This window comes from Sphingomonas sp. 10B4, from assembly GCF_035019905.1.
GTDB classification, from domain to species: domain Bacteria; phylum Pseudomonadota; class Alphaproteobacteria; order Sphingomonadales; family Sphingomonadaceae; genus Sphingomonas; species Sphingomonas glacialis.
Map to the genome: position 1 here is coordinate 21699 of NZ_JASJVC010000045.1, position 7139 is coordinate 28837.

At 60.0% G+C, this 7139-nt stretch carries 6 protein-coding genes; 4 read left to right on the forward strand and 2 right to left on the reverse strand.

The annotated features are described in order from the left end of the window. Positions 1-59 precede the first annotated feature (59 nt). Complete coding sequence (locus QN347_RS13260) at positions 60-1265, forward strand: replication initiator protein A (RefSeq protein ID WP_322164263.1); 1206 nt, start codon at positions 60-62, stop codon at positions 1263-1265. 1263 nt (positions 1266-2528) lie between these two features. On the opposite strand, the gene QN347_RS13265 is transcribed toward QN347_RS13260, so the two are convergent. After that, positions 2529-3548, reverse strand: a complete 1020-nt coding sequence (locus QN347_RS13265) for a hypothetical protein (protein WP_323494055.1) — start codon at positions 3546-3548, stop codon at positions 2529-2531. Positions 3549-3697: 149 nt separating this feature from the next. Here QN347_RS13265 and QN347_RS13270 point away from each other — a divergent pair, with 149 nt between their 5' ends. The 3 genes from QN347_RS13270 (at position 3698) to QN347_RS13280 (ending at position 6687) form a co-directional block, all read left to right on the forward strand. Further along, positions 3698-4840 (forward strand): tyrosine-type recombinase/integrase, encoded by a 1143-nt coding sequence (locus QN347_RS13270; RefSeq protein ID WP_322164261.1) that lies wholly within the window; start codon positions 3698-3700, stop codon positions 4838-4840. A 607-nt stretch (positions 4841-5447) separates the two neighbouring features. Further along, positions 5448-5945, forward strand: coding sequence for a MucR family transcriptional regulator (locus tag QN347_RS13275; protein ID WP_322164260.1), 498 nt, complete (start codon positions 5448-5450; stop codon positions 5943-5945). Between the two features lie 340 nt (positions 5946-6285). After that, complete coding sequence (locus tag QN347_RS13280; protein ID WP_322164259.1) at positions 6286-6687, forward strand: BLUF domain-containing protein; 402 nt, start codon at positions 6286-6288, stop codon at positions 6685-6687. A 78-nt stretch (positions 6688-6765) separates the two neighbouring features. Here QN347_RS13280 and QN347_RS13285 read toward each other — a convergent pair. Beyond that, positions 6766-7139, reverse strand: a 374-nt coding sequence (locus tag QN347_RS13285) for a hypothetical protein (protein ID WP_323494056.1), incomplete at its 5' end; no start/stop codon positions are given.

The following is a 7139-nucleotide window of genomic DNA, read 5'->3' on the forward strand; positions in this document are numbered from 1 at the left end:
CGCGGTTTGGACGACCAGCGCTCGGTGTTTCCCCGGGGAAACACTCGACAGGTGCAGCGATGAGTCGCGCCGGGCGTCGAAGCATTTCTGAGCAGTTTGACCTGTTCTTGCCCTATCTCGCCGATCTGCCGCTACGCGATCAGCGCGAGATGATGGAGCGCCCGTTCTTCAGCCTCGCGAAGTCGAAGCGCGTCAAGCCGATTGATTATAAAAGCCCGGATGGAAAGCTGTGGGTCCATGTCTCAGGCAACCCCGATTACGGCATGGCGACGATTTGGGACGCCGACATCCTCATCTATTGCGCGAGCGTCCTCGCCGACATGGCGCGCCGCGGCGTCAACGATGTGCCGCGCAAGCTGCACCTGATGCCATATGATCTTCTACGCGCTATCGGACGGCCGACGACCGGGCGCGCGTACGAATTGCTCGGCCAAGCGCTCGACCGGCTCGTCGCGACGACGATAAAGACGAACATTCGCGCCGAGAACCGCCGCGAGGCGACGTTTAGCTGGCTCGACGGCTGGACGCAGCTGGTCGACGAGAAGACCGAACGCTCGCGCGGAATGACGATTGAGTTGTCGAACTGGTTTTGGGAAGGCGTGATGATGCAGGGCGGGGTGCTCTCGATCGACCGCGCCTATTTCGACCTCACGGGCGGGCGGGAGCGCTGGCTCTACCGCGTCGCGCGGAAGCATGCCGGCGGGGCAGGGGAGGTGGGCTTCGCGATTGCGATGCCGACTTTGTTCGAGAAATCGGGTGCCGAGGGGCAGTATCGTCGCTTCAAGTTCGAAATCGCCAAGATCGCGGAACGCAACGAGCTCCCTGGCTATACCCTGAGGTTGGAGACGCCAACGGGCAAACGCGAGCCGGCATTGCGGATGCAGCGGCGCAGCGATGCCGCGCGTCCGGTCAGTACGGTGTCGGAGCACACCAGCGCGAAGCCCGCGCCGTCGAGCGCATCTCCGCCACCCAGTCCGGTCGCTGTCGGCGAGGCGGGGGGCGACGATGCAACGGTGGACGTTAAGGCGCTACTACGGCGCTCTCGGACCAGTCTGGCAACCCGCGCAACAGCGGGCGAAATCACCGACGCGACGCTCGCAACGCTGCGCGCGGAGTGCCCGGGGTGGGACTACCAGACGTTACATGCCGAATTTCGCACTTGGGTCGGAGCCGATCCGGGGCGTACGCCGGTCAGCTATCAAAGCGCATTCATTGGATTCGTGCGGCGCTTCGACAAGGCTAACCGCCACACCTTGGGCCGTTGATCCGCATCCCCCCGCTGTTCCAGCACGCCCGGCGTTCCCGATGTGTCGGCTCGATTCGGTAGCAGGCCCGCAAGAATCGAGCAAATGCCAGCATTTGAACCTCTCCCTTCGCGCGCTCTGCAAAAGTGATTCAATCGCTCCCCGGATTTGAGCCGCTATCATAGAGCATCGACACTCCGGGAACGGTGTTCGACTCTCTGGGAACGCAACGTCGATCTTTCAGGAACACGGGGTTCGACACAAGAGGAACGTTGCACCGACACTTCGGGAACAGCGCCCGTCTTGCGAATCGCGCGTTTGCGCACATATTCGGCCTGCACCAGTCGCCTTAACTCTCTAACCTAAGGTATAAACTCTCTAACCTCGAGATTTTCAAATCTTAGAAAAATGGATAAAGTCTTTCGAATGATGATTCACGCCGGTGCGCAACGGCCAGCGGGTGCACTCGCGTTTTCCACTTTTGTCGAAGGTATCCGCGACAAAAACATGATCGCATCGGTCCGAATGAACGAGCGCTGCATGTATCGATCGTCGAGGTTGGCGAGATCACACGGCGCATTGACAACACCCCGATCACGCTGGTCACGAACCCTGCAATCCTGCGATTTATGCGTCAACCGACCCCGACTTTCGCAAGACCGCCGAAGGACGGCGAAGCCCCGCAGGCGCAAGAAGCGTTCGACGATCTCAAGCGCACGGCCTCAAGCGTTTAAGCATAAGCTCTTCTTGGACGGCCCAGGTCTACGACCTTCCCCTCATCGCGCTTTATCCCGACGTCGGTACATGCAGAACGCGCGATACATGCGCACGCGGCAGTAGGGTGAGGACGCCTAGCTCATGGCAGGCGGTCGATCAGGAAGGGATGGCCTACGCTCTATTTAGCGATTGATCCCGCGAATGCCGTCGCCGAATAGTATTGGCGTTTGCCCAAACCACGGAATTTCATCCCCTATCGGCTCTTGGCGGCAGCGATCGTCGATCCCACCAACATACAGGGCGGAGAGATCGACACTGATATCACCCCGACAGCCAACTGCGTCAGAGGCTTGCCGATATGCTTGAGACGCTGGTGGCGTTCTATGAAGGAGATGGCGGCCCTGGGCGCAGCTGATGGGCAGGGGCCTGATTGAGTGGGAGGTCGAACGCCGGGCGCCGCTGCGCTGCAGCGTGCAGCGGTTCCAATAAAGGGGCGAACCCATTCAGACATCGCTTCACATAAGTGCGGTGCAAGCTGGGGGTTTCTGAAACGCTTGGAGCTTCGTGTTACTCGTCCTGGGGCGCTAAGAGCGGGTCTTGCGCCATATACACCTCTTCCAGCGCGATAGACCCGAACCGTTGCGCCCACTCCGCCATCTCGCTGTCGAATGCGGAGAGCATGGAATCAGGTGCCGTAAACAAGGCCACGGGTGGGCGAGGGGGCCTTCCGCGAGGCGGCGTTCCAAACCCGAGCGAGATGGCAAGGTCAGGGGTCATATACAACCGCCAGGAACGACGGTCGCTTACCTCCTTGACCATTCCGAGGTGTGCGGCCCGCTGTAGGAGCTTTCCTGCACCCGAAAGGGTGATCCCGAGATGGCGAGAGACAGCCTCCGGGGTCTGAATAGGGCCCGCTTGTAGCATTGCCAGAAGTTCGCGTAGCGCTCCTGGGCGATGCTGATCCCGCAAAGCAATGAGAGCACGCGTTCGAGCGTTCTCCATCGCAACCAGGCTCTGCAGTCCGGCTTCCGCTCGATCGCACAACTCATGGAGCAAGCGACGCATCAGTGCCGGTGAATCGCGTGTCCCAAACATAAGCCGCGCATCGCCAGCAACGAGGCAGGGGAGGGAGCGTTCGGTGATGCCTATGCGATGCAGCAGGATCGGTAGGGCAAGCCACGCATCCAATGCCAGCTCGTTCTGGACCCATTGGGCAAGAAGATCGAGTGTTCGCGCCAGGAGCGACGGGGCAGACGGCGTTGTATCGCGCTGTGGCGTGAAGGGAAGGTCTTCGGCCCAGTGCCTGCCCCGCTGCGCCATCCGCGCCCGCCAGATCGGGAAGGCCGCATAGTTGTCGACGACCGTGCTCCGTGCCGGCCGGCCAGCGATTGTAACGCCAGTACCCCACGAAAATACGTCGATTTCGTCAATTTCGACGCCGTGCAACTGCAGAGCCCGGGCGTAGCCTGTCCAAGCCGCACGCAACGCCCAGGCATTGGTCACGGAACTAGCAGAAACGCGCGCATCTAGACGCGCAATCGCCAGTGCGCATTGCTCTATCGCGCGGCCAACGGCAGCCCCGTTCAAGAGCGATGTTTCGAATAATTGCGGCCGCATGGTGGCCGTTTATATCCTGAGAGAAGTGTTCTGGTCTACAGCGGGGAGCGGGCACACATGATAATAAAGGGTTATCGTGACCCTAGCCAAACGCGCCGTCTCACGGTAACGGGTAAAAAATGGCTGAAAACTCGCTTTTCCCCGTAGCAGACGGCCCAGACAGCGCCCTTCAAGCCATCGTGAGCGAGGTGAAGGCGCTCGCGCCCCAGTGGGCTCTCCTCGATCCGCAGCTCGTTGCTGCGGCCTCACGCGCATGGTCGGCGAACACAGTGCGCGCATTCCTCTCCGATCTACGCCTCTGGGATCTCTGGTGCCGACGATCCCATGTGCAGACGGGGGCTGCGACCGCGCAAACGGTCGCTGGCTACGTCCGGGCTCTCTCTGGCGAAGATATCAGCACCGAAGCGGCACGCGCGACTGGAGCGCGCTCGGCGGCGACGATCGCGCGCTATCTGGTCCATATCGGCTGGGCCTATCGCATGGCGGGACGGGAGGACCCGACCGCGGCGCCGCTGGTGCGGCTCGAGCTTAAGGCCGCTCGCAAGGCCGTGGGCGTGCGGCAGACCCAGGCACGGGCGATCCGCTTCAAAGGCGACGTCACAGATCTCGATGGGCCTGCGGCCGGTGTGTCACTCACCGCGCTGATCAAAGCCTGTCGGAAGGACATGCTCGGTGCGCGGGATGAGGCGTTGCTTCGGGTCGCCTACGATACGGGCTGTCGCCGGTCTGAGTTGGTCGCGATTGACTTCACCCATATCGACGGACCCGACGAGGAGGGGGCGGGCACCCTGTTGATCCCGAAGAGTAAGACCGACCGGGAAGGGCAGGGCGCGCACGCCTATCTATCGCCGGCGACGATGCGGGCGATAGATCGCTGGCGCGACAGGGGTGGGATCTCAAAAGGTCCTCTGTTCCGGAGGGTAGAAACCTACTTTGACGGCAGTGTGCGGTCGGTTGGTCAGGGTGCGCTCCACCCCGGCACGATCGGAATCATTTACAAACGTCTTGTCCGTCAGGCGTTCGAGAAGAATCTGCTCGGCGCCATGGGCGAAAAAGAGGTTGAACGTTGGGTCGCAGCGGTCTCCAGCCACTCAATCCGTGTCGGCGTCGCGCAAGACAATTTCGCGGCCGGAGAAAGCCTGCCGGCGATCATGCAGGCCTATCGCTGGCGCGATCCCAATACTGTGATGCGCTACGGTGCTAAGCTCGCTGCCAAAAGCGGCTCCAGCGCGAGGTTGGCCAAGCGATTTGCGGCTGAGTAAGCGATGCGAACGGTCGAATCCCTTATCTATCCGATGGCAGGCAACCCATTGGAAAATGGCAAGGTGAGACGTTCTTGTCGTTCGTGTCAGCGATCGAGAAGGGCCGTTCTCGTCGGGAGCGGATGCAGCCGTCATCCTTAAATGACCGCTGTACAGTATAAGGACATAGATTGACGGTAGCAGCTGACCGGCAGGAAACGCTCAGGTCGAGGCTTCGGGGCTCGCAGGCAGCATCGCTAGCGGAACAATGTTGAAAGAGGTAAACCGTCGAGATGATTGACGATCCAAAATTGTACCGAGCGCGCGCAGACGCCGAGCGTGCAGAGGCTGAGATTGCCACCCTACCTAATATTCGCATCCGGGCGCTTCGATCGGCAGAGCGGTGGGACGAAATGGCCCAGCGTGCTGAACGTGTTCAAAGCCTAGCTGCGGAACGGTATACGCACTCGGGGACTGAGCGAGCGCGATAGAGGCTTCCGCCCTATGTCTGCCTTTGAGCGCGGTTTAGTTGTCTGGTAATAGCAAACGTGCTGACCCACGTACCTGTGGCGTTCAGGGTGATTTTTACGCAGTTCTCGCTACATCCTGGCTTGGAAGGAAATCCACATTGACTGACGAAACTATTAACGCCGTTGAATTAGCTACCGAATTGACGATGGCATGGCTGTCGAATCCGAACACGCGAACGTCGGCGGAGGATGTCCCGGCCTTCTTGAATTCGATGCATGATGCAGTAGTCGGCCTCTCAACCGCGCCGGCGGAAAATCCCCCTGAGGAAGCCATTCCTGAATTTACCGGCGCGGTCACTGCGCGGAAGTCGCTGGCAAATCCTGATGTCATTATCTCGATGATCGACGGCAAGCCCTACAAGACGCTGACGCGGCATCTATCTACCAATGGTCTGACGCCCGCCGAATATCGCGCGCGGTACGGTTTGAAGGCCGATTATCCTATGACTGCTCCTTCCTACTCGGCAATGCGTCGCGATATGGCGAAGAAGATCGGTCTCGGCCGAAAGCCGGGACCGAAAGTTCCTGTGAAGGGCGAGACGCCCGCATCGGAACCGAAGCGTAGTCGGCCGGCGAAGGTGGTCGATCCTGTTTAAAGCGACAGGCGGCGAGCGTGCTGGTCATGATCGCCGCTGGCGGAAATGCGGGCTGGTCGGAGTAGCCCAACGTCGACGTTCACGTGGCCCCTGTCGTCACTGGAAGCAGCCGTTAGGCCAGCGCGCTCTTTCGCGTTTTCCGTTCTCCGAGCGCGAATTTCGGAAATGAGCGATCGGGAACAGATTTCGGGAAAGCGGAACCCTACGACAGCCGCCTGCGCGATTGGCGGAGGCGCGCTCCCGACACGGTTTCGTTTGTGGGAACCGAATCGGCTTGTGGAATAGGCGTTTCCCTTGTTGCGCTCCTGCCGTACGTAGCGATCTGGCGTCGCGAGGAGCGGTGCCTGACAACCGGGAGCGTCGCTTGAGCTTGTGGAAGCTATCCTACGTGAGCATTGCCACGGCTCCGGGTGAAATGCTGGATGCAGACGTGCGAACGATCTGCGCACTGGCCCAACCTCATAATTTGCGCGCCGAAATTACGGGAATTCTGACGTATCAGAATGGGCGCTTCGCACAATTGCTGGAGGGGCCAAGAACTGAGTTGCACGCGCTTATGAGCCGGATCGCCGTCGATACGCGCCACCATAGCCTAAAAATGATGGCGGATGGTCCAACTCGTATCCGACGCTATGCAAAATGGTCGATGGCCTATCTTTATCCCCAGGATTTTGCGCGAAATCAGCTGGACGACTTTTTAGCTCAGACGGCGAATGCCTCCACCAGACCAAGTCATTTCTGATGCAAAAATCAAAAGCGTTGCATCACGGTGACACGTTACTTGCGACCATAAGTGGAGGGTGCCGACCCACTCTTTGGATTACCGCTTGAGTACAAATATCTCCGTTTTGCCATCAGCCCCATTACGGAAAATCGGAGCGGCGCTGCCGCCCAAAGCCTCAGCCATGTCGCGCTTCAAAGTCGCGGTATCAGGCATCCCCGTGTAATATCGCCACCCAGTAAATTCGGTCTTGGTCACCGTGGCGAGGAGGTAGCCTTCGACAGTGGCCGACTTACCCTGCTTTGATGCGCTGATCGCCTTCATGATGTCCGTCACCGGGACGATCTGAGCGATCGGATCACCCTTTGGAGCCGGCTTGGCCGTCCGTTGTCGACCGTAATTACCCACCCCCTTGTCAAACCGGGCAGTCCGTGATTCATCCTGTTTATGAAACGTGAGGAACTCGAGGGGCT